The organism is Dysgonomonas sp. GY75, assembly GCF_015234155.1.
GTDB classification, from domain to species: domain Bacteria; phylum Bacteroidota; class Bacteroidia; order Bacteroidales; family Dysgonomonadaceae; genus Dysgonomonas; species Dysgonomonas gadei.
Map to the genome: position 1 here is coordinate 699382 of NZ_JADCLQ010000036.1, position 24916 is coordinate 724297.

The window sequence follows — 24916 nt, forward strand, 5'->3', positions numbered from 1 at the left end:
TTTAATGAAGACTTATATTTACACCAAATACGAAAGTTTTTATCTGAGGATAATTACCTCCACCCTGAATAGGAGTTTCCGGATCGCTGGAAGAGAAATAGTCGGAAATTGTAAACAGATTATCTGCCGACACATAGAAACGGCACTTGTCTATTCTCACATGCTTTGTCCACTTCGCAGGTAATGTATAACCGATCTGTATATTTTTCATTCTCAGATACGATGCATCCTCAATCCAGAATGTAGAAAAACGTTGGTTATAACTTTGATTATATGTGAAACGAGGGTATTTTGCATTCGGATTCGGATTAGACGCCTGATAACGATCCTGGTGGAAAGTCTGAGGATATGTAGACTGATCGGTAAAGGCATGGCGTGCAGGCCCGTAAATGTATCCGTCTACTTTACCCACTCCCTGAAGCAAGAAACTGAAATCAATACCTTTATATTCTATATCACCTTTCAAGCTAAATGTATAACGAGGCAAAGAGCTTCCGACAACTTTTCTGTCGTTATCCAAATCAATGGCACCGTCTCCATTAAAATCTTTATACTTTATATCTCCGGGTTGTACCAGCCCTGCGTCACCCGACATAATAGGGAACTTCGGATTCATATACTTACCCCTTGCCGCATCATAATATTCAAAATCGGTAGGCATGGCTATACCATCGGCTACCAAGCCATAAAATGCGTCATAGGTATCTCCTTGCCTGGTTATAGTATATGTCCCTATTTTTTCCGATTCCCATTTTGTTATTTTATTTTTTACGTCGGCCAATGTAAATCTTAGTCCGTAGTTGATATCTGAGCCTACTTTATCTCTCCAGTCTACTTGTATTTCCCATCCCTTATTTTCCATTTCGCCGCCATTTTCATCCATATCTTTGAGGAATCCGCCGACTGCAGGCTGCTCACGAGTATACATTATCCTTTTTGTTTTCCGAAGATAATAATCACCGGAGAAAGACAGTTTACTGTTCAACACATTTATATCCAAACCAATATTGGTAGTATGCACCATTTCCCACAGCAACATAGGATTACCGATATAAGTCTCAGCATATCCGTCATTTGGGACTGCTCCCAATGCCGGCACAGACACATAACCTATACGGGAAAGATAAGGGTAGAGATCCGAACCTGTAGAATATTGATTACCAAGTATACCCCATGATCCGCGTAATTTTAACTGATCAAGGAAGCTCCTGAAATTTTCCATAAAATTCTCTTCGGAAATGCGCCATCCGGCAGAGAAAGAAGGGAACCATTCTCCACGATAACTTTTATCGAAGCGAGATGTTAAGTCATAACGAAGATTCGCTTCCAATAGATACTTGCTCTTATAATCATAGTTTAAACGCCCGAAGCCTGAACGCATAGACCAATGGCTGGCAGCAGACGAGTTTGCCTGAGTATCGGCAGATCCGAATTCAAGGACAGGATCTTTTTCCGTGATCAGATTTTTTCTCGAAGCATTAAACTGGTCGCTCCTTTGCCATTCCTGCTGATAGCCCAACATTACCTGGAAACTATGGTCCTTGATTTTCAGGTTATAGTCTGTCTGAATAAATAAGTTTTGGCTAAGAGTCCTGTAATCACGGTTCTCTATAGAGTTTGGTGTATTGGTTGTATACCATACTTCGTCCGTATCCGGATAGTAGAAGTTGATCGTTTTGCTAAAAAGATTCCTGAAACTGTTGGATTGACGGGTGATATAATTTGCAGAAGCCGTCCAGCCTTTCATTATAGCTGCTTCCACCGTAAAGTTTCCGGTAAATTCATTCGATCTGAAGTTCTGACCGCCGCCGTCGGTAAGATAGGCAACCTGGTTACTTTGTCCTCCTCCGTATCCCCATTTACCGTCGGTAAAACGAACCGGGACTAACGGACGGGTTCTCATTGCATTATACAAAGATCCTGCGGTGAGATCAAAAGATGCATTAGGTGCAGTAAAGTTTCTCTCGATATATCCCATATTTGCCGTAATATTAAATATATCAGCTACTTTTGTATTCAGTTTTAAACGGACATTGTGCCTTTGTGAACTGGTAGACTTCCCTACAGTCAAGCCCTTCTGATCAAGATAACCGTAAGATATCAGATACCCCATATTTTTCGCTTTGCCGTCTACACTTGCATTAAAGTTATATTGCGGCGCTGAAGATTTGAATACAGCATCTATCCAATCGGTGTTGGCATAATAATTCGGGTCTGAACCGTCAAGAACTTTTTGTATATCCGCAGCTGTATAGTTCTGATTACCTCCAATATTTGCCTGAGCCTCATTTTCCCAAGCCATAAAGGTCGGGCTGTCTGCCATTTTAGGCATTTTGGTTGGCTGCTGTATTCCTATATAGGAATTGATGTTGATATGAGGGGCCCGTTCACCGCCTTTTACACTCTTGGTAGTAATTAATATTACCCCGTTTGCGGCACGGTTTCCATATATCGCCGCCGAAGCAGCATCCTTCAATACAGAAATACTTTCTATATCGTTCGGATTGATAATATTCATATCGCCTTCAGCTCCATCGATCAGTATCAATGGACTATTATTGGATACAGAACCGATACCTCTGATCTGTATCGATGCATTAGACTGTCCCGGCAGCCCCCCATTTGCACTGGCTGTAACGGTCATCCCCGGCACCAAGCCCTGCAAACCTGTAGATACATTGGTGATCGGGCGTTTATTCAGTTCTTCGGGAGTGACCACTCCGACAGAACCCGTCAGATTAATTTTCTTTTGTGTACCATATCCGACTACCACTATTTCATCCAACAGCTTATCCAAGGGCTGTAAAACAACATTAAATTCGCCCTCATTCCTGATTTTTACCGACTCTGTCTGGTAACTCACATAAGAAACTTCCAAAACTGCTCCTACAGATGCTTCGATAGAGAACTTCCCATCTATATCCGTCAAGGTGGCAATAGTTGTTCCTACTATTTTCACCGTAGCCCCAATCAGAGGTTCCCCTTCACTATCAGTCACTGTCCCTCTTATCGTTTTTTTATTTGTAGGAACCTGCTGTGATGCCGGTTTCAGGATTATTTGCCTGTTCAATATTTCGAAAGTAATACCTTTGCCATCAAATGCTTTTTGCAGAATGGCCGGCACTGTTTCATTTCTGAAATATGCAGCAATTTGCTGGTTCATATCAATCGACGAATTAAAAACAAATGTGTAATTCGTTTTCTTTTCTATCTGGCTTGTCAACTCTTTAAGCGTCATCTCTCCGGCAAGGCTGATTTTCGACAATGTTTGATTTGTATTTGCTACTGAAGATAATGAACAAAGAGAAAACACGAAAAAAGACAAAATTGCGATAAATCTAGTCGTTTTTATCATAGTTTAGATTGTTAAATTTTTGAATAAACTATTATCTTTGCAACAGACAATCGGAATAATAACCTTTTGCCAAGAATTTATTCTTAGCAATTTATGCGCGGTATTATAATCGAATTGTTGCTTAAATCGGGTTAAGAAATTTGGGGTTTCTTAGCCCGTTTTTTTCCGGCTCTATCTATATCTGATGGTCACCTCCTCTCCCTTTATTTTATAATTAATTGGTGTTATCTTATTTATTAACTCGAGTATTTCTGTCAGCGATTCTGTTTTTATAGTCATCCAATAGTGTTCATGCGATATTTTACCTTCTACCGTAATATTGACACCATACCAACGCTCCATTTTAGTGATGACTACAGGCATAGGATCGTTTATAATCTTGAGCTGTCCATGCCGCCATATACCATCTATATCCGGATCACAGGCTTCAATTTTAAAGTTGTTATTATCTTTATTTATAACTATTTTTTCATTAGGCTTCAATACTCCGAATATCTTGTCATTTATCTTTCCCACAGAGACTTTCCCGGTCATAACGGAGACTGACATCTCCTTGTCCCGTTGATAAGCCTCAACATCGAACGAAGTACCTAATACACTTACCTGTATATCATTAATCGAAATCTTAAAGTTTAATTTTTCATTCCTTGCCACATCAAAATATGCTTCCCCATCCATCTTAATATTCCGGTTATCAACTCCATAATCGGTATTATATGTTAATCTTGTACCCGAATTCAACCATACTAATGTACCATCAGGCAAAAAGAGTTTTGTCTTTTGTCCCGGAGGTGATTCTACAGTAACATCTTTTTGTAAGGATTTTGTTGACCTTGTCTGAAGAAAAGAGAAAGATAAACCTATAAGTAAAGCAATAGTTGCTGCAATACCGGCTATTTGAAAAAGTGTTTTCCGACCATATGATTTCTCTGTAATTTCATTTACCTTTGTACCCTCTTCACTGATGTTATTTGAAGATGATTCTATACGCTCTTTAAAAAGATCGAAAGCCTTGTCTTTATCATATTTTTGACTCTCCTTAATATATTCAAAAGAATAATATATATTTTTTATTTCTTCAAAGTAGGACACATGAAGTTCAGACTCTGACAACCAAAGTTGCAGATCATCATTATCTTTTCCAGAAAGAACTCCTTCAAGAAAATCTATAATAAGAGTAAGTTTATGCTCGTCTATATTGCGGTATTCTTCCATTTATATGTTGCTTATATAATTAAAGACAAGCCAAAAGGAAAAAAGGGTAAATCAAAACAGATCTTTTTTCAATAAAATTAATAAGAAGGGAATTAATACATTTATATAGTCTTTCAGATCGTTTCTCAAACGGGACAATGCAACCTTCATATGATATTTTACAGTATCTACCGAAACATCGAGAGTCTCGGCAATTTCGTGATACTTCATATCAGAAAACCGGCTCAGCTCAAATACCCTGCGAGTTAAGTCGGGCATATTTGCAAGAGTATCCTTAATTTTCAAGTCAAGCTCTCTTTCTATCAGCTTTGTCAATGGGGTATTCTCCAGATAAATCAGTACATCTGTATTTTTCTCCATAGATGCCTGAAGTTCTGATTTTATAGCCTCCATTTTTTTCTCTCTGATCAGATAGTTTATCGATGTGTTTCTAACCGCACTCATCAGATAACCACGCAAAGAACTATTGATTATCAAATTATCATGTTTAGACCAAATCGAGAAAATAACATCTCCTACAATCATTTCCGCTATATAAATGTCTTTCACATACTGATAAGCATATGTACATAAAGCCTGATAGTGATGATCATATATATACTTATAGGCGTCCTCTTTTCCTGCAATTAAGTCTTTTATCAGATCTTGCTCCTTATCCATGATGCAAAAATATCTTTTGTGCTTAGCTTGTCTTAGTTATAGTTTTTTTACAAAAGAGGCTGATACTGCACGTTCGGTTTATCTACTTTGTCTCTGTTTTTGACTCTGCAAAAGTATTCTATTATCCACCTTTTGACGTTTCTTTTTGGTTTCTTTTTGGTTTCTTTTTGTCGAATCTTACTTTTTCATTATCCTTAATTGCTAAACCTGCAGAGCCAACCAGCTCGCAATTATCACTTTATAGAAAAATAAATCAAACAAGATAGTTCTTAATCACTGAACCTGAGAAATTTATAAATTCATTTTTCACTAACTAGTTATTCCTTTTAATTAATTTATTACATCCAGATAGATTTTACATTAAATACCTCCAGATCTTTTATTTCAATATTATTACCCCAGAAATGAAGCCCTTCCTTATTGTTTATATCAGGTCTTCTTTCCATAGAGTAAGAATATGCGCCCCCATCGATAAATACCTCTATAGATGTCTTATCAATATATATGTCAGCCGACAACTCCATACTTGTCATATCTTCGGGAGAATAGAATATTCCGTTGATCCTGGTAGAGTTCAGGTCATAATCGAGAATCCTCTGTCCGAAGAGGTTGAAACCCGCGCTGGTTGCATGAGACAGCTTTATTCTGGTCTTTACTCTCAGACAATCTGCCGAATAGAACTCTTTGAGTAACTCGTTTGCTTTATCTGATGTCAGGTTATTCCATTTACGGGCCGGGACAAAAAGTTGTTCGGCTTCCCTTACAGGAATATTGAATAATCTGGGACCATCTTTTGTATTCTTTAATTTCAGTTCAGTAGGCAAAAGCATCATCCCATTAAAAGGCATACCCGCATGGCTTATGCGCCCCCAACCGATCTGTACGCGCCGTCCGTCTGTCATATTGGTAATAGTCTGAGCTGCATATATCGATCCGCTGCAATATAAATATTTCCCTTTTTCGGGAGTAAATATTTTTCCGTCAAACGAGCCCAGCATATATGTTCCCGATGCTCCGTACATAACCCATTTGGTATTGTCAGGATTATCATCTATAGCCAGCTCGAAGAGTTCGGGGCATTCCCAGAATCCGGTAACATGGCTTTCATATTTCCAATCCTTAAGGTTTGCAGAAGTATATATTGAATGTCCGTCACGTTCGTTGAGCACCATTACCCAATGGTTGCCGGGTGTGTACCGGAATACTTTCGGATCGCGGGTATCCTGGCTGTTCCATATATGTTTGGAATCAATAACCGGATTGCCTGCATATTTGGTAAATGTACGTCCCTTATCCAGACTGTAGGCAATACACTGCACCTGTTTTTCAGAACTAGCAGCAGTATAAGCGGCGATCATAGCCGGGGCCTGCCCTTTATTATAACCTGCTGTATTATCGTAATCTATAACTGCCGATCCTGAAAACATCCCTCCGAGATGATCCGGATACAAAGCATCGGGAAGTTCTTCCCAATGTATAAGGTCTTTACTTACGGCATGTCCCCAGTGCATATTTTCCCATTCCCTTTCATATGGGTTATGCTGATAGAAAAGGTGATATTCTCCGTCATAATATATCAGTCCGTTCGGATCATTAATCCATCCGCGACGGGTTGTGAAATGAAATTGCGGGCGGTTCTTCTCTTTATAGAGACTATCCTGCCCTGCAATGATATCATCCTGATATATTTTGGTTAAAGCCTTATCACTGCCATCATACTTTATTGTGATAGTTTTACCTTTCAGGTCGGAGACATCCTTAAACACCCAGTAATCAGCTTCTTCGGGCGCTAAGCGGATAACAACGGACAAGTCTTCCTTGCCATCTGTCGTGAATATCATTCTTGCCCTGTCTTGTTTGTGCGATACAGGAAAATTCAGATATTTTTTATTGACTTTAATCTTGATTTCTCCGGCTGACATGGAAAGACTCATAAAAATAAAAAGGCTTGGGATCAATGCCTTTAATGCTAGTGGTTTCATCTGGTATATTTTAGTATTAAATAATTCGTTTAAGCAAGTATAACTTCAATATAAAATATTTGATAGACCCAAAAGTAGATCTATTAATATTTACACCTTATGGAATAGCCCCGATAACTCCAAATATTAAGAGTATCTGTAACCTGAGATTATATTAATCTTTGATATTTATTCCGGTATCCTTCAAAAACTCAGAAGGAGTCTGTCCTGTAAGTTTCTTCATCGTATGAAAAAATGAACTCCTCGAACTAAATCCGCATTCCTTTGCTAAAGCACTAAGTGTATATTGATGGAGCAGTCCCTCCGCAGCCTTTTTCTTAAACATTTCGATCCTGTATTTAGATATGAAATTAGAAAAATTAGTATCCAGGTATTGATTTAAAACCTGCGATATCTTTGTTTTCGGACAATTGATAGCTTGCGCAATATCGTCAAGTTTAAGTTCCGGATTAAGATATGGTTTTTCATCTTCCATATACTGTATGAGCTGCAATTTTATATTCTCCAACTCATCTTTTTCTATTTTCTGGTTCTGGTATTTTGCTTTAGTTGTGTCTTCTTGGTTTTTTGCCGCATTTTTATAATTCCTTAGTCTTCGTATAAACCATTTATAGGTGTAAATAAATAAGATAGCTATAATTACTATTATAAACAAAGCCCAATAAATCAGATATGATTTATCCTTATAAACCACAAACATCTTTTCTGATGAATGATCTCCGGCTTTTCTGATTTTCAGAATATAAGAGCCACTCGGAATATCCGGTATCAAAATCTCATTACCGGCCAGGGTTTTATGCCATGCACTATCCTTTAAGTTTTCCAACTTATATTCATAAACAATTGAGGAAGGGTAATCATATTTGAAGTCAGAAAATTTGAATATGAGATTCTTTTGCGAAGAAGGTAATTCGATTGTTCTACTATATTCCGGAGCTTCGGATAATTTCCGTATTTCATAATCTTCGGGGAAACCATCAATTACAACTTTAGTGATGAGGATGTTATTCTTATAATCATCTTTTACATTAATAGAATCTAAATACAGAAGCCCTTTTTCATTACCCCACCATAATATATCGTTCTCTGTTTTTTGCACTGCTCCATCGTTGAAAGCATAGCTGGAAATACCGTCATGTAAAGAATATATTCTATAACCGGACGAATTGTTATCATATAAGACTATTCCTTTCGGGGTAGACATCCATATCTTACCACGCTCCCCTTCTATGATAGAAGAAACATAATTATCCGGTAAAATATCATGTATTGTGTAGTTCTTATAAGAACTTAAATCAGGAGATATTTTAATAGCCCCCTGATTTTCACACCCTAACCATATATTACCACCAGAATCCTGAAATAAAGTACGAACTATCCCAATAAAAGACAGATCGATAGAGGCAGGTTGTTTAAAAACGCCATCCTGAAAATAGCATATCCCTGCTCTTGTTGCAATCCAGATTCTCCCCGAAGAGTCTTTCAGTAAACTATATATATCGTTGGATATGATATCCGAATTCTGAGTATTATAGACAGTATATTTCTTATTATCAAATTCATATTTTATCAGACCTGATAAGGTGCCAAACCATAAAGTACTATCGTCTCCTTTAATAATAGAATAGAACGATGCCTCTGAAAAAACAGGACTGTTATCGAATCTTTTTATCGATTTTGTCTTTGTTTCGAAGAAATTAAGACCACCTCCGTAAGTGCCTATAAGATAGTCGCCATTGAAAGGTAAAATCGATAAAATTATATTTGATTTTAGATCCGGGGTATTATCAATAGTAAACCATTGAAATTCTCCGTTTTGGTTATAAATAAATCCGTTGCGGGCGCCATAAACACCCAATCCGTCATTATCAATATGGAAAGATCTGATATTCAGAAAAGATGAGTTGAAATACCGGTTATCTAACGTCTTAAAATTATTCTCATGAGAAGGCATATAATTCAGTCCACCAGAGAAAGTCCCTACCCAAAACATATTATCTTCAATCAACAACGAATATATGGCATTGGAACTTAATGTATTCTTTTGTGAAGTATTTTGTGCTATTGTCGATATATTTTTATCCTTAAGACTTAACACCTTCAGGCCATTTCCGTTCGTACCTATATATAGCTTATCACTATGATAGGCTATAGTCTGTATATAAGACGTCTCTATAGAGGCCACATCTGTAAATGTATCAGAATTTGTATCGAAGGATATGACCTTACTGCTTTGAGTACCGATATACAATTTATTGTTCACACCAATCAAACATGATAACTTGCTATCGGAGGGATTTTCAAAATTTAGTGTTTGGTTCGAATCCGGATTATATTTGATAAGGGCGCCCAAACATGTAAGCCAACAGTTATTTTTGTCATCTACATATATATCCGTTATTATTTTTTTTTCGAATGAAGTTTTTTTTACAAGAGAAGCTGTAAGGCTATTCTTCTTCAAAAAATATAATCCCCTATCACTCAATATATATACATTCTTATTCTTATCAAAAGCAAGTTTTTTAAAAGAAACATTATCATCGTTTGCAAAAGATAAACGTATGTTCTTTCTCAATCTCCGATCATATTTATACAATTCTCTTTCGGAGAGTATATACAGACTTGTAGTATCAGGCTCAATAATTGAGACTATCGATTTATCTTTGAATTCGTCAAAAAATAAGATTGCAGTGCCGTCAAACCTATTAAGCCCGTTTGCAGTCCCCAACCATATGAAGTTCTTATAATCCCGATGTATACAATTAATTGTATTACTTGTTAATCCTTGTTCTACAGTAAGGTTTCTGAAAGAATAACCATCTGTAGCAAATAAGGACAAACCAGATAAAAATACAAAAACTATAAGAAATAAATTCTTCATTCTCAAATTAGCGGGAAATTAACATCAAATTTTATTAGACTTTATCAAAGTTATTAATAATAAATAGCAGATACAGCAGACTAAATTTTGTTTTTCAGACTTACCTTCTTTATTATTTCTTCTTAAAAAGAATAATACTCTCGTTGTAAAATAAAAATCTAAAGTAAGAAATATTTCACTGATTACAATATTTGCGGTCGGTTTTTAAGAAGCTGTTTGAATTATATCACTTATCTGTTTTTGTTAAAACCTGACACATCTGACAGTTTTCTTAATTTTTTCAGTCGTCATATTTTTCTTCTTTTTGTGTTCGGCCTTTCTTTTCTGTGAAGATGTAAGTACTTGCATATCCTTTTTTATATGTCCGTTTTTTGGGGGGAACTCTGTGATGGCCTCCGCGCAGGTTTCCAATATTTCTTCCGCCGGATTCAGTATAATTTCTTTTTCAGGTTCTACTCTTTTCTTCAGAGTTTCGGGTTTACTCTTCATTACGCATTCTTTAGCGGACTTCTCCTCTCCTTGCCGGCTCTTATCCTGTCTGTCAAGCAGCATCTTTATCGTACGCAGATCGGGCGGGCATTCCTTTTTCGTAACAGTCTTTTGCTTGAAGACTAGTTCGCCTGTATGCCCATCGGGGACATAGATGTCTTTTTCTACCGTGGTGTAATAGCCTTCAAGTTTCTTTTTCAGCGAAGCATGCATCATCGTCATCAGTTCGGCTTCGCGGCGCGCTACCGCCTGTTCCACTTCACTGCGGAAATCGCCTCTGGTATTCATCCAGCAATAATATGTCTCACGGCTGATGCCTGTTGCCTTACATACCTGTGATACGGTGAAAAATTCGTCTTCAAGCAGGTTTACAATTTTTTCTGTCAATTCTGTACTGTACTTTGCCATAATAAATTTTTTAATTTGAATATTAGCATATTAGCAAATGAATTCCGGGTATATCGCTTTGCGCTATTTACAAATCTGCTAATTTGCTAATTAGTTTCTTTATAGATAAACAGAATTCCTACCCATACAAAATTTTAACATTTTAGAGGTAAGTGGCAGAAGCTTCGCGCTGCGGCGGCCTCCTTCCGTCGGCTGCACCGAAACACTACGCTTATAATAGTCAAATTACTCCGTTATAACTCAAACAGCTTCTTAGATTATAACGTAAACAGCATGCAAAAAGGAGTCCATAAATAATTTTGCACTCAGGCAATCAAATCCGAAATATTTTTTCAGGACTTATTAAGCCTCTTAAAAAGGATAAAATAAGATTTACTCTAAGTATTTTTGTTTCGTTAACAAATACTCAAAACAGAATAAACCATAAACTATCATGAAAGATCCCTAACGAAAAATATGAATATAATAAATATAAAAAGTTAACCTGAATGATACCTTAGAAATTGACTCCCTATTTACTATCTTGATATAGTAATCTGATAAATCATAATAATTAAATAATAAATACATGGAAATATGAATGTAAAACCTAATTCTAAATTCCGGAAAAACAAAATTGCATTACTCACCGCTGCCTTTATGCTATGCAGTATATGCAATTCTTTCCTGCATGCAAATTATTCTAATGAGAATCTGTCCGTAAATCAAACAAACCGGACGATCAAAGGAAAAGTTACCGATAAAGTTGGTGACCCTCTTATCGGTGTCTCTGTAACTGTCACAGGAACCACCGTGGGCGCGATGACCGACATCGACGGAGCATACACAATAAATATGCCTCAGGGAGCTACACAGCTAAGATTTAGCTTTATTGGCTTCAAAGAACAAATCGTCGATATCCAAAACAAAACAAATATTGACATCGTGTTAGAAGAAGATAATCAACTCTTGGACGAAGTAGTGGTAGTTGGTTATGGCACTCAGAAGAAAGAGACACTAACAGGTTCTGTTGCCGTGGTAGACGGAAAAGCCATGGAAAACAAAGGAACCCTGTCAAGTCCTTTACAGGCTTTGCAAGGACAAGTTCCCGGTGTCATTATTACTCGCTCCTCATCGGCTCCCGGTGACGAAAGCTGGAGCATGAGCCTTCGTGGAGCTGTATCCAGGAATGCGACATCGCCTTTGATCATCATCGATGGAATAGAATATGAGAGTGCCAATGAACTTCGCCTGTTAAATCCATCGGATATAGAATCTATCAACTTCCTTAAAGACGCGTCTGCATCTATATATGGTAGTAAGGCTGCCGGAGGTGTTGTATTGGTTCAAACAAAAAAAGCCAAAGGCGGTAAAACCCGGGTAGAATACAACGGCTCAGTCTCTGCAAAATTTGTAGGATTAATGCCGGAAATGATGAGTCTCTCCCAATGGGCTGACGCTGTAATACAGGCACGGACTAATGATGGCTATAATAACGATGATGTATGGATGCGATATGCAAAACTGGCTTTAGCCAATAAAGGAAGCTATATCAACCTCGATCATGCAAGTAACCCTATATCCGGTGCTTTCACCGATGTAGCCGATTATGTATTTTTCGATACCAATTGGAACGATATTATGTGGGGGACAGCAGCTTCTACACAACATGAACTGAGTATATCGGGTGGAGGAGATAAAGCCACATATCGCGCGTCTTTGGGTTATATGTACGACGACAGTAACCTGAAATGGGGAGAAAACAATAACAATCGTTACAACTTCCGCCTGAGCAACTCGTTCAAATTGACGAATGCCCTCTCGCTCGAATCGGTTATAGCATATAATCGCCAGGACCAGGTGGCTCCCTCTCAAGTTGGTTCCGTTTTAGCCACTTCCATCCAGCAGCCGGGATTCCCGTCATCTACTGTCGATGGTAAACCATATGCATGGGGTACATGGGGTGCTCCTAACTGGTATGCTGAACTTGGAGGAGAAAACAAACTGAAAGTTTCAGCTATTAATATAAGCGAATCGTTCAACTATTCTTTAACAAAAGATTTAAAAGCAGTCGCAACACTGGGTTATAATACATCAACATCCACACGCGATATTGTATCAAAATCAATTGATTGGTATAATTATGCCGGGACACGTGTTATTAGAACTGCCCCCACTCAAGATAAAAGCTTCTATACAAAAACAAATTCCAGAACAGATTTTTACTCTCTGTCGGGATATCTGGAATGGAGCCGTATTTTTGCAAAAGATCATGACATAAAAGTTATGGGTGGTGCACAATACAATATGAAAGAGTATGAATATTCATACAGCCGTACTGATAATGTAATGCCGGGGTTGGAAATTCCAAATGGAGAAGGAACATCATGGATAATAAATCCCGATAATAAGGATGACAGGGCCAAAAAGAATCAGGAGGCCATCATGTCATATTTTGGAAGGATCAATTATACTTTTCAAAGTAAATATATGCTGGAAGGTCAGTTCCGTTACGACGGTTCTTCCAAATTTCAATCGGATAACCGTTGGGCTGCATTTTGGGGAGCCTCTGCCGGATGGCGTATATCGGAGGAAGCATTCATGCAAGATCTAAGCAATTATGTTAGTAATTTGAAATTGAGAGCTTCATACGGAAACGTAGGAAATCAAAGTGGAATCGATCTTTATGACGGAGTACAGCTATATAATGCATATTCGGGTTCCGGAGCATTAATCGGGAATGGGAAGGTTACTTACATAGACACTAATGGTAAGTTAGTTAGCCAGGACCGTACATGGGAAAGAATACACAATTATAATATAGGGCTGGACTTTGGCTTTTTCGGAGGAAGATTAAACGGTACTGTTGAATATTTCTGGAAAAAGAATAACAATATGCTTGTTAGAAATGCTTATCCTTCAATATTAGGAGACGAAGCGCCTCAACATAATGCGGGTAAATTTAAGGGGAATGGATTCGAGGGCAGTTTTACCTGGTCAGACAAGATTGGCAATGTACGCTACAATCTGGGTGCAACATATACTTATGCTAATACCAAGCTGACAGACAATGGAGGAGACGCCGCTCTTGGCCAAGGAATAAAATCGGATAGAGAAGGTTATTCCCTAAATTCAGTTTTCGGATTACGCTATTGTGGCAAAATTCAGACATTGGAACAATTGGATAAATATGTAGCCAAATATAAATCGAATAGTCCTCTGATTGCAAATGCATTGGGTAGTCTGCGCCTGGGAGACAATATGTTTGAGGATGTGAATGGCGATGGAGCTATAACTGTCGAAGACCTTGTATATCTCGGTACAGACGATCCTAAAATATCATTCTCATTTAATATGGGAATAGAATGGAATGGATTTGACCTATCTGCTATATTACAGGGTGTAGGAAAACGTACTATAATGCGTGATAGTCCTTTACGCATACCTATGCGTGCAGTATACATGAATTCATCCACTCATTCTATAGGAAAGGTTTGGAGTCAGGAAAATCCGAATGGACGCTATCCGCAATATACCAATAACGGCTCACTTAATGATTACAACTATTTTCCTTCATCATGGTCTGCTGAAGATGGATCCTATTTACGCTTGAAGAATATTACGCTGGGATACACTCTTCCTGCTTCGCTGATAGCAAAAACAAAAGTTTTAAGTAAAGTCCGTGTCTATATTACAGGTACCGATTTGTGGGAACATTCCAAAATTAATGATGGCTGGGACCCTGAAGCAATCAGTAAAACCGGTGAAAACAGTAATGGTTTGAAGCGTTATCCGTTTACAAGAAGCTTAACTTTCGGAACTAACATCACATTTTAAAATTTGAAACAATGAGAAAATATTATATATTTTTACTTACTATCATTATAGGACTGGTATCTCATTCGTGCCTGGACCTGGATCCTAAAGATCAGTTAGCAGAAACAAATCTGTGGCAAAGGCCAAACGATTTCAAACTATTTGCAAATCAGTTCTATGGTTGGACAAGAGACTTCTCCAGCAGTGTATATGATGCTCCCCATTCCGACAAACGTTCAGATATCATACTGGACAGTAACGATAAGAACAATGTATACAGACTGGGTACAAACGGCCTGACAGAAACGGATAATAATTACAATGATGCTTATAAGAGAATCCGCCGGACCAATCTATTGTTGAAAAATGCGGAGACTTATGCTAAACAAGTAGACATTGCCCAGTATATTGGCGAAGCCAGATTTTTCCGGGCTTATTGCTACTACGATCTCTTACAGCTATTCGGAGATGTGATCGTCACAGATAAACCATTGGATATTACTGATCCTGAACTTTATGTTGCACGCAACAATCGCAGCGAAGTTGTGGATTTTATGATTGCGGATTTGCAGGATGCAGCTTTAAAACTACCCGCTACCGCTTCTGTTGAAAACGGCAGGATAGGAAGTGAAGGAGCATTATCCTTCTTGTCCAGAGTGGCACTATATGAAGGCACATGGCAAAAGTCGCGTGGAAATACTGCTCGTGGTAAAGAATTGCTCGACATTGCAGCAAAGGCAGCTAAACAGGTTATCGACAGCAGGAACTTCGAATTATTCAAGCCTGCTATATTAGGTGATAGTGTGCAGAAATATATGTTCATACTGGAAGATGTTAAATCAAATCCGGCCGGATTACAGAAAAGTGCGAATAAAGAGTACATTTTCGCTCGTCGTCATGATGAGACATTATCTCCTATCGGAAAGAATATAACAAAAGAATGCCTCATCAATGTTCAGCAAGTTTCCCGTAAATTTGTAAATATGTATTTATGTGATAATGGTTTACCTATTGAATACAATAGTACAACAAATCCTCGTTTCCAGGGATATACAAAGATCGATTCTGAATTCCAAAACCGGGATAACCGCATGCGTTATACATTAGCCAGGCCCCACGATACTTTTTGGAGCAATGAAAACCCTCGTGTTACCTGGTCGGGAGATGAAGCCGATCTTGCTTCTGCCAGTATCAAAGACTTTAAACCCGGTAGCGGAAGCGGTTATGCAAACCAGAAATGGAGTACGGAAAGAAAGGTAAATACAAATTATGAAGGATATGACTACCCGATCATACGGTATGCCGAGGTCCTTTTGAACTACGCCGAAGCTCTGTTTGAACGAGACGATGCTATTTCAGATCAGGATCTGGATATATCTCTCAATCTGGTACGTCTGCGTGTAAATTCATCAATGCCAAAACTGTCAAATGATCTGGTGAGTGTAAACGGCTTAAACATGCGTACAGAGATCCGTCGCGAACGTACTATAGAGTTATATAATGAAGGTTTCCGTATAGATGACCTGAAGCGCTGGAAAACAGCAGAAACTGAAATGCCGATGGATTTCATAGGTATTAAATGGGAAGGAACAGAATTTCAGACTGTATATTCAAATCCAGGTTATAGCAGGAATGCAGAAGGATGCCTGATTATTGAAAATGGACGTAAATGGGCAGAAAAGAATTACTTATACCCTATTCCGGCCGATCAAAAACGTTTGAATCCAAATTTGGGACAAAATCCGGGTTGGGGAAATTAATTAACAAAAATGCAAGTTATGAAAAAGCTTAAATTATATACAGCGTTAATGCTACTATTTACAGGATGTATACTACTTACATCTTGCGAGGATAAAGATTACACAACAGGAATGCCTGAAGCAAAACTGATTGATGAAATATCTATTGACAATTTTAAATCAGAGACTTTATTCCTGGCAGTTAATATGGACTCTGTTTTGAAATGGACTGTCAGTCCTGCCGAACTGAAAGATAAAAGTATCATCTGGAAATCTTCGGATGAATCTGTGGCTACAGTATCGCAAGATGGGAAAATTACAGGAGTATCAGTTGGTGAAGCTGTGATAACTATTGCTCCCGGTATTGGATTTGGTGCAACAAATGCAGTAAAGTCTATTCCTGTAAAAATTGTATCGTCAATTATAAAAGCCACCGATATTACATTTTCAAATACAGAGACTTCCATCTATGAAACAGATGATCTTCCTTTGAAATATACGATTTCCCCCGCAGATCATACTTATGACTACCTCACATGGGAAAGCAGCAATCCTTCTGTTGCAACAGTTTCTGACAAAGGAATAGTTACAGGTGTTAAGGCGGGAAATGTTACAATCACAGCCCGCACACATGATGGAAGTAAAGTATCGGCCAGTTATGATCTTACAATTATTGCTTATATTTCCGCGGAGAAAGTTGAGATACAACCATATAATGATCTGCTATGTATTAATGCTCCTGTTATGCTGAATGTGACTTACACCCCGGCTGATGCAACTCTGGGTTCAGTTGAGTGGACATCTAGTAATGAAAGTATACTTAAGGTAGATAAAGGATTACTCACCCCGGTTGGGTTTGGTCCTGTTGAGATTACAGCCAAATGTATAGAAACCGGTTATCAATCGAGTGTATCCGTAACAGTAGATCCGGGATGGTATAAATGGGATGCTACGGATGGTTTTAAAGGTTGGTCAGTTGTTACTTCAGGAGCAAGTTCGGTAATAGCGAACGGAAAGATGACTGTAACTATGTCTAAAGGGACAAAATGGCGTGCAGATATTAAATATAGTGAGTCGCCAATTTCTTTTGGAGGCAGCCGTCCTATTCTTGCTATAAAAGGAACTATGCCATCATCAGGCAGCCGTAAATGGGATGCCGTAGCCGTCACATCCGAAGGGAATGTCAATAGTGGAGGACCTAATCAGACTGGAATAAAAACAGCGAAAGATAAAACACCTGTTTACTATTATGATATGACCGCAAAAATACCGGCATTAGCTACAGGCTTATTTCCATTCTCTACTTTCCAGTTCAAAATGGCTGACTTCCCTCTGGAGGATTCTAACGGTACATACGACATATACTGGATCAGGACATTTAAAGATGAAGTGGACTTGAATGCATTTCTTGCTGCCGAATAAATCCAGATAAGATATGTAACCGGTCTATTGACGGCCGGTTACGTATAACCGACCATTACAAAAAATAAAGTAATCATGAAAAAAATATTTATATATTCATTAATGTTTATCGCCACTACAACCTTTGGAGCATGTAGTAGTGAAATAAAAGACGGAACTACTGATATTGACAGCTGGCCCGATCCGGTTGAAGAGTTCGATGTGAAACTATCGCACCCCTGCATGCTTCACACCGCTGCCGATTTCAAACGTGTAAAAGAAAAAGTTAATGCGAATGCACAACCTTGGACTGACGGATGGAACATATTAATTGCAAATGATAAGGCACAGGAGACCTATACAGCTAATCCTGTTGCAAAATTGATCAGAGGCGGAGGATCAAAAGAAGAACCTGAAGCCGACAATTACAGTAAAGCAATGTATGATGTTGCAGCTGCATACCAACTCGGTTTAAGATGGAAAATTTCCGGAGACGATAAGTATGCAGACGCTGCTGTTAAAATCCTAAACGCATGGGCTACCACTTGTAAATCTATCAATGGCGACTCTAACAAATACCTGGCTGCGGGTATATATGGTTATCAATTTGCCAATGCTGCTGAAATTCTTCGAGATTATTCAGGTTGGGCTGCTGCCGATTTCAATGCATACAAGACATGGTTATCAGATCTGTTCTATCCTTTAAACAAAGATTTCCTGGAAAGGCATAATGGAACATGTATTTCGCACTACTGGACCAACTGGGATGTTTGTAACATGGCATCAGGCCTTGCAATAGGTATCCTGTGTGACGATAAGGAGAAGATAAATTATAATCTCAATTATTTTAAAAAAGGTGCAGGAAACGGCGGTATCAATCAGGCTGTAACATCACTACATACACTTAATGGACAGGTATTAGGGCAAGGACAGGAATCGGGACGTGACCAGGGGCACGCAACATTGGTGATTTCGTTGTATGGAGCATTCTGCCAGATGGCTTACAATATCGGGGTAGACTTTTTTGCATATGATAATAATAAGTTATTGGCTCTATGCGAATATACAGCCATGTATAATGTAGATACAACTATTGCAGATACGGATATGCCTTTTACCAAATATACAAATTGTGAAGGTGAAACGCATACAATTATTTCAAATGTAGGAAGAGGAACACTACGTCCTGCATGGGAACTCATATACAACCACTACGCAAAGGTGAAAAAGATTTCTGCTCCATGGTCTCAGAAATTTGCAGAAAAAGTGAGACCTGAAGGTGGTGGAGGCAACTATGGCCCAAATAGTGGAGGATATGACCAAATGGGCTTTGGTACACTAATGTATACTCAGGAATAAATAAGCATTGACCGGAAGCCTCTTTTTATAAGAGAGGCTTCTGAATTTAAATTTTATCGTACCGGAAAACATGAGAAAGCTAATTTTTATAATCTTTATATCAATTATTGGTAACATGCAGGCGTCTGAATGGCAATGGTCTGTAAAGATCAGGGATTATGTATCCCCGGAAACGAATGCCTGCCCCGAAGCTTTTTTATGGATACCGTCCGATTGCAAACAAGTACGAACCATCGTAGTCGGACAGCATAATATGTGCGAAGAACCAATATTCGAGCACCCAACTTTCAGAAAAACGATGGCTGATCTGGGATTTGCAATCATATGGATAACTCCTGGGATAGATCAGTCCTGGGATGTAGCAAATGGCTGTCAGAAATATTTTGATGTCATGCTAAATAATCTGGCTGATGTTAGTGGCTATTCCGAATTGAGTAATGCACCAATCGTTCCTCTCGGACACTCTGCTATGGCCACATTCCCATGGAATTTCGCAGCATGGAATCCGGATCGGACATTGGCGATTATTTCATATCATGGAGATGCCCCACGCACAAATCTGACGGGTTACGGAGGGGAGAACCTTGAGTGGGGGAGAACCCGCAATATCGATGGCATTCCGGGATTGATGATTGAAGGAGAATATGAATGGTGGGAAGCAAGGGTAAATCCGGCTCTGGCATTCAGGATGATGTATCCCGAAAGCTGTATCTCTTTTCTTTGCGATGCCGGACACGGACATTTCGATGTATCTGATGAGGTTGTAAATTACATCTCCCTGTTTTTAAGAAAAGCAGCGCAATATCGTTTACCTGAAAAACAACCATTAGATAAATCCACTGAACTAAGGAAAGTCGATATAAAAAAAGGATGGCTTGCCGAACGTTGGCGCCCTGATCATAAAAAACGTGCACAAACAACTCCTTTTTCAGAATATAAGGGAGATAGCCATGATGCGTTTTGGTATTTCGATAAAGAGATGGCTGACCAGACAGAAGAATATTACGCAAATGAAAGGAACAAAAAGAATCAATATATAGGATTTACGCAGAAGGGAAAATTTATTAATTATCAAAATACGCATGCGGGATATAGCATGGAATTCGAACCTGAAAATGACGGTCTGACTTTCCATATATCACCATTATTTGTGGATTCATCAAAAATACGCCCATCAACCAATCGTTCTGCAAATGGGAACATTAGAGTAGACCGAATTTGCGGCCCTGTTGAAAAAATAAATGATACGACATTTACGGTCCGTTTCTATCATATGGGCCTGAATAATCAGAGAAGAACAAACGACATCTGGTTATTAGCTTCTAACTCTGGAGATAAAGAGTATAAAAGTGCTGTACAACAAATCAATATAAAAATACCATATCCGAATAAAGATGGTAAAAAGCAAGTTATTGAATTCGAACCGATAAAGAATATACATAGAGATAGTAAACCGATAAAACTTAATGCGGTCTCTGACAGTGGACTTCCTGTCTATTATTATGTAAAAGAAGGCCCTGTAAAAATTGAATACAATAAACTGATTATAAACAAGATCCCTCCTCGTGCCAAGTATCCTGTAAAAGTTACGGTCGTGGCATGGCAATATGGACGCAACACAGGAGCTAAGGTACAAACAGCTGAACCCGTTGAAAGATCGTTTAATATAGAATATTAATAATATAAAGGAATAATAAAAACCATGAAAAAAGGTCTGAATATTTTAATGTTGTTTTGTTTATTCACAATTGGGCTGCAAGCTCAAATCATTATAGAGTCTACCCGGTCACAGGTAACATCTCCAGACGGTAAGTATATCTTCGATACTTATCAGAAAGAATTTCCGAAAGGGAAAAAACAGCTCTATTATACCCTCTCATATAATAACAAAACCGTTATCGAGGAATCAGAGCTAGGTGTATTAATAGAAAATCAACTATTTGAATCAGCATTAGCTATCCCAAACGATACTTTTAAAATATGGGGAGAAAACCTTACCCTCACAGGAAAAACTGAAAATAATGTAAATACTGTATGGAAACCTGTATACGGAGAACATGCTACTATTCGAGACCATTACAATGAATTAACTCTCAAATTCTTCAAATCCGGTGAAAATACAGGAGAACATGAAGGGGGGTACGACAAACGCCGGTACTATATGATGAACTTTATTATCCGTGCCTATAACGACGGAATTGCGTTCCGTTATCACTTCCCTGAAGCAACAAACGGATTATTCCTTCATATAACCGGAGAACAAACACAGTTCACATTACCCGAAGGTACAATGGCATATTATGAGCGCTGGGCACAAGGGCCATATTCGCTTTTGCCTTTGAAAGACTGGACAGACGAGTGCGAGCGCCCTTTAACGATGAAACTGCAAAATGGATTAACAGTTGCTCTTGCCGAAGCAGAAATGATCGATTATGCCCGTATGAAATTCCGACTGAATGATAAAAAAGCAAATACATTACAGGCATCATTATATAGTTCAGTGGACGTTATCACTCCATATAGCACTCCTTGGCGTGTAATTATGGCAGCAGAAAAGGCAACCGACCTGATAGCTAACAACGATATAATATTAAATCTTAATCCCGAAAATAAGATAAAAGATACCTCATGGATAAAACCCGGAAAAGTAATACGTGTTGCTAAACTGACACAGGAAGATGCTAAAAAATGTGTTGACTTTGCGGCAGAAAGAGGTCTTCAATATATTCACATCGATGCAGGCTGGTATGGACCCGAAATAAGTATGAGTTCAGATGCTACAACAGTTGCCAAAAACAGGGATTTTGACATTCCTTCATTGACTGCTTATGCTTCATCGAAAGGAATCGGCTTGATGGTATATGTCAATCAAAGGGCACTTGTACAGCAATTGGATGATATACTGCCGCTTTATAAGAAATGGGGAATAAAAGGTATAAAGTTTGGATTCGTTCAAATCGGCAATCAGCATTGGTCTACATGGCTGCATGATGCCGTAAGAAAATGTGCCGAATATGAAATGCTGATTGATATTCACGATGAATACCGTCCCACTGGCTTCAGCCGTACCTATCCCAATCTTATGACTCAGGAAGGAATTCGAGGAAATGAGGAAATGCCGGATGCAACACATAATACGATATTGCCGTTTACACGTTTTCTTGCAGGCGCGGGGGATTATACAATTTGTTATTACAACAACAGGATAAAAACAACTCATGCCCATCAACTGGCAATGGCTGCCGTTTATTACAGCCCGTTACAGTTCCTGTACTGGTACGATCAGCCATCGGCATACACCGGAGAACCCGAAATAGAGTTCTTTGACAAAGTAAAAACAGTCTGGGACGATACGAAAGCAATAGATGGAGATATAGGGGAATTTGTTACGATTGCGCGCCGTAGTGGCGAAGATTGGTCTTTAGGTACACTAGGAAATAACGAGGCTCGCAATATTACTACTCCCCTCTCTTTCCTAGACAAAGGACAAAAATACATAGCCAACATCTACACGGATGACGATAAGATAGAAACAAAAACAAAAGTAAGGGTAACCCGGCTGATAGTAGACAATACCTTCAGTCTGCAATTCCGGCTAAAAGCAAGCGGTGGTTGTGCCATACATTTTACTCCCGCAACGAAAGAGGATATCAAGAAATACAAGGCATATAAAAAGGATCAGATACTATAAATAATATGAAGAAAATATATATAATAATATTATCACTTTTTTGTCAACTCTCGATAAATGCTCAATCTGTTTATCCGGGGCAACATTTAGACAAAATAAAACAACCACTGAATGGAGAGGTCAAAGCCTTTAGTTTTGATCTGAAAGATGTCCGTTTACTAGATTCTCCGTTCAGGCAAAACATGGAACGTGAATCCAAATGGATATTATCGCTCGGTGTAGACAGGCTTCTTCATAGTTTCCGCAATACAGCAGGAGTTTATGCCGGGCGCGAAGGGGGCTATATGACCATAAAGAAACTTGGCGGATGGGAATCTCTTGATTGTGAACTCCGTGGACATTCCATAGGGCATATTATGTCTGGTTTGGCTTATCTCTATGCATCCACAGGAGATGAACGATATAAGATAAAAGCGGATAGCCTTGTGGCAGGATTAGCAGAAGTACAGGATATATTAATAGAGAACGGACAGAAAGGATATATCAGCGCTTATCCCGAAAACCTTATCAATCGTAATATAGCAGGAAAAAGCGTTTGGGCACCATGGTATACGTTGCACAAAGTATATGCAGGACTCATCGACCAATACCTTTATTGTGATAACAAAGAAGCACTCGATATAATGAAGAAAGCGGCTTCATGGGCATATCAGAAACTAATGCCACTTAGTGAAGAACAACGTGCCCTCATGCTTCGCAACGAGTTCGGAGGAGTAAATGAAGCTTTTTATAACTTGTATGCGATAACAGGAAATCCCGAGCATAAAAAATTAGCCGAATTCTTTTATCATGCAGATGTAATAGATCCTTTGGCAGAACATAAAGCCGACCTTTATTTTAAACATGCCAATACATTTATACCGAAAGTAATAGGAGAAGCCCGTAATTACGAACTGCATAACAGTGAACGCTCAAAAGACATAGCTAACTTTTTCTGGAATACAGTAATAGATCATCAGACCTATTGCACAGGAGGAAACAGCCATAAAGAAAAATTCATACACTCTGACAGCATTTCTAAAAACCTGACAGGCTACACACAGGAAACCTGTAATACCAATAATATGCTGAAACTTACCCGGCATCTTTTCTGTTGGGATGCAAACGCGAAATATGCAGATTATTACGAAAGGGCTTTATACAATCATATTCTCGGACAGCAAGACCCTCAGTCGGGTATGGTCGCTTATTTCCTGCCAATGCTTCCCGGTGCGCATAAAGTATACAGCACTCCCGAAAACTCATTCTGGTGCTGTGTAGGAACAGGCTTTGAGAACCATGCGAAATACGGAGAAGCCATTTACTATCACGATAATAACGGGTTATATGTAAATCTCTTTATTCCATCGGAACTGACGTGGAAAGAAAAAGAAATAAAAATAAAACAAGAAACAGCTTTTCCCGAAGAGGGAAACATATGTTTGACAGTCACTACTGATAAAGATATAAAAATGCCTGTTTACCTGCGCTATCCGTCATGGACCAGTAATGTAGAGGTAAAAGTAAATGGTAAAAAAATGAAGATAAAACAATCTCCATCAGGCTATATCACTATAGACAGAACCTGGAAGAATGGGGATAAAATTGAAGTACATTACCCGATGCACCTGTATTTGACTGAAACAAATGATAATCCTGATAAGGCTGCAATTATGTACGGCCCTCTCGTACTGGCAGGTACAATGGGAACAGAGGGGATGAAAGCGCCTGCACCCTTCTCTAACCCAGAGTTGTATAATGATTATTATACTTACGACTATAATGTGCCAGACAGTATGAAAACAGGATTAAAACTTGATAAAAAGAATCTGGAACAATATATCAAATCAGTTTCCGGAAATCCTTTGACTTTTTATGTAGAAAAAGAAAATGTTCGTTTAGAACCTATCTATAGGATTCATCATCAGCGTTATGTAGTTTATTGGGACTTATTAAAATAAA

13 protein-coding genes are annotated in these 24916 nt (G+C 38.5%); 7 read left to right on the forward strand and 6 right to left on the reverse strand.

The features are described from left to right. Nucleotide 1: 1 nt before the first annotated feature. From IR083_RS14955 to IR083_RS14980, 6 genes are all read right to left on the reverse strand, one after another. A complete protein-coding gene (locus IR083_RS14955) occupies nucleotides 2-3355 on the reverse strand; it encodes a TonB-dependent receptor (RefSeq protein ID WP_194224927.1) in 3354 nt (1117 codons plus the stop codon). A gap of 171 nt (nucleotides 3356-3526) precedes the next feature. Next, the gene (locus tag IR083_RS14960) at nucleotides 3527-4570 is read right to left on the reverse strand and encodes a FecR family protein (protein WP_194224928.1); all 1044 of its coding nucleotides are present in this window, start codon (nucleotides 4568-4570) and stop codon (nucleotides 3527-3529) included. A gap of 51 nt (nucleotides 4571-4621) precedes the next feature. Next, nucleotides 4622-5230 (reverse strand): RNA polymerase sigma-70 factor, encoded by a 609-nt coding sequence (locus IR083_RS14965; protein ID WP_006799939.1) that lies wholly within the window; start codon nucleotides 5228-5230, stop codon nucleotides 4622-4624. A gap of 338 nt (nucleotides 5231-5568) precedes the next feature. After that, nucleotides 5569-7164, reverse strand: coding sequence for a DUF4980 domain-containing protein (locus tag IR083_RS14970; protein ID WP_410492887.1), 1596 nt, complete (start codon nucleotides 7162-7164; stop codon nucleotides 5569-5571). Nucleotides 7165-7366: 202 nt separating this feature from the next. After that, nucleotides 7367-10093 (reverse strand): two-component regulator propeller domain-containing protein, encoded by a 2727-nt coding sequence (locus IR083_RS14975; protein WP_194224930.1) that lies wholly within the window; start codon nucleotides 10091-10093, stop codon nucleotides 7367-7369. Nucleotides 10094-10336: 243 nt separating this feature from the next. Next, a complete protein-coding gene (locus IR083_RS14980) occupies nucleotides 10337-10990 on the reverse strand; it encodes a helix-turn-helix transcriptional regulator (RefSeq protein ID WP_194224931.1) in 654 nt (217 codons plus the stop codon). Nucleotides 10991-11566: 576 nt separating this feature from the next. Between IR083_RS14980 and IR083_RS14985 the strand changes: the two genes are divergently transcribed. From IR083_RS14985 to IR083_RS15015, 7 genes are all read left to right on the forward strand, one after another. After that, a complete protein-coding gene (locus tag IR083_RS14985; protein ID WP_194224932.1) occupies nucleotides 11567-14806 on the forward strand; it encodes a SusC/RagA family TonB-linked outer membrane protein in 3240 nt (1079 codons plus the stop codon). Between the two features lie 11 nt (nucleotides 14807-14817). Beyond that, nucleotides 14818-16545 carry a RagB/SusD family nutrient uptake outer membrane protein gene (locus IR083_RS14990; RefSeq protein WP_194224933.1) on the forward strand — a complete coding sequence of 576 codons (1728 nt, stop codon included), beginning with the start codon at nucleotides 14818-14820 and terminating at the stop codon, nucleotides 16543-16545. Nucleotides 16546-16563: 18 nt separating this feature from the next. Continuing rightward, nucleotides 16564-17946, forward strand: a complete 1383-nt coding sequence (locus tag IR083_RS14995) for an Ig-like domain-containing protein (protein WP_194224934.1) — start codon at nucleotides 16564-16566, stop codon at nucleotides 17944-17946. Between the two features lie 75 nt (nucleotides 17947-18021). Next, nucleotides 18022-19284 (forward strand): alginate lyase family protein, encoded by a 1263-nt coding sequence (locus tag IR083_RS15000; protein WP_194224935.1) that lies wholly within the window; start codon nucleotides 18022-18024, stop codon nucleotides 19282-19284. Between the two features lie 70 nt (nucleotides 19285-19354). After that, nucleotides 19355-20962 (forward strand): hypothetical protein, encoded by a 1608-nt coding sequence (locus IR083_RS15005; protein WP_194224936.1) that lies wholly within the window; start codon nucleotides 19355-19357, stop codon nucleotides 20960-20962. A gap of 24 nt (nucleotides 20963-20986) precedes the next feature. Continuing rightward, nucleotides 20987-22975, forward strand: a complete 1989-nt coding sequence (locus IR083_RS15010; RefSeq protein ID WP_194224937.1) for a glycoside hydrolase family 97 protein — start codon at nucleotides 20987-20989, stop codon at nucleotides 22973-22975. A gap of 5 nt (nucleotides 22976-22980) precedes the next feature. Further along, nucleotides 22981-24915 (forward strand): glycoside hydrolase family 127 protein, encoded by a 1935-nt coding sequence (locus IR083_RS15015; RefSeq protein WP_194224938.1) that lies wholly within the window; start codon nucleotides 22981-22983, stop codon nucleotides 24913-24915. Nucleotide 24916: the final 1 nt, after the last annotated feature.